1 protein-coding gene is annotated in these 1,266 nt (G+C 41.9%); it reads right to left on the bottom strand.

The window, feature by feature from the left end:
- Positions 1 to 48: 48 nt before the first annotated feature.
- Positions 49 to 1,211, bottom strand: a protein-coding gene (locus tag H9L42_RS16705) for an IS3 family transposase (protein ID WP_187304526.1) whose coding sequence is annotated in 2 segments (ribosomal slippage) — positions 49 to 953 and positions 953 to 1,211 — 1,164 coding nt in all. Because the reading frame shifts where the segments join, the coding sequence is not laid out codon by codon here.
- Between the last annotated feature and the right edge of the window lie 55 nt (positions 1,212 to 1,266).

Here is a 1,266-nt window from a genome sequence, read left to right on the forward strand (position 1 = left end):
TGTTGTGGTCAAGCGTTTTTGTAACACTTATGGCTAAAAAATATCGATTTATGCAATTCGAGCTTGATATGGTGTTTGATACCCATTGAAACTATGAGGGCGCACATGATTATATGTGATATATGCAAATTCCTCCACCGTCTGATAGAGTGCCTCCTCCGTACGAAATTCATATAGATTTGTGCATTCATTCTTCAAGGTATTGAAATACCGTTCCATTGGTGCGTTGTCATACGGGCATCCAGCTTTACTCATACTTTGTGTTACATGAACGGATTCACAATACTCAACGAATGCTTTCGATGTATACTGTGCCCCCTGATCGCTATGAAGGAGTAATTCTCCTTTCCGCATCGGCTGTGAATCCAAGGCCTTCTGTAAAGTACGGATAGCAAGTTCGGATGTGATATGGCGATCCGTTATACTCGCAATGATGCTGCGGTCATAGAGATCAAGAATACTGCAGTTATAACGCACCTCCCCATTTTTCAGGAACAGGTAGGTAAAATCTGTGCACCATTTTTGATTTGCCCGCTCAGCAGTGAAATTTTGAGCCAGCTTATTCTCAAATACCTTGTGTGGCTTCCCGTGTATATATTCTGGTTTTTTAGGACGTACAATCGCATACAGCCCCATCTCTTGATTCATATACTTATGGATGGTTATCGGACTGTAATGGAAGCCTTTACGTGCCAGATAAACCGTCATGCTTCGGTATCCGTCCACTCCATTGTGCTCGTGATAAATCTCTCGGATCTGCGCTTGTACCTTGGATTTTTGCGTATAGTAATCCGCCTTCCGGTGTTTCCGGTAGTTATAGTAAGCATTCGGGCAAATATCCAACCGACGCAGCAGCCAGCGAAGCCCAAAATCTTTCTGATATTTTTCGATAAACCGATAAGCCTCTAATCGATTTCTTTTGCAAAGAATGCCGCCGCTTTTTTTAAGAAAAGATTCTCCTTGCGGAGTTCTTCATTCTCTTTACGGAGCTTGAGCATTTCTTTCATAGAATCGTATTCTTCTTTTGTTTCCGGGCTTGTCTGGCATTCTTCGCTGAATTCACGGCACCACTTGGAGATGCTGGCTTTTGATACGCCATACTCTGCAGTGATACTTTTGTAGGTACGTCCCTCCTCCAAATGGAGACGGACAATCTTCTTTTTAAACTCTGGTGTGTAATTTTGTGGCATGATAAGAACCTCTTTTCTCATTGTTTTTAGTATATCTTATTAGCCACTTCCGTTACAACTTTATTATAGCACTTCA

It is taken from the genome of Zhenpiania hominis, from assembly GCF_014333425.1.
Classification (GTDB): Bacteria; Bacillota; Clostridia; order Peptostreptococcales; family Anaerovoracaceae; genus Hominibacterium; species Hominibacterium hominis.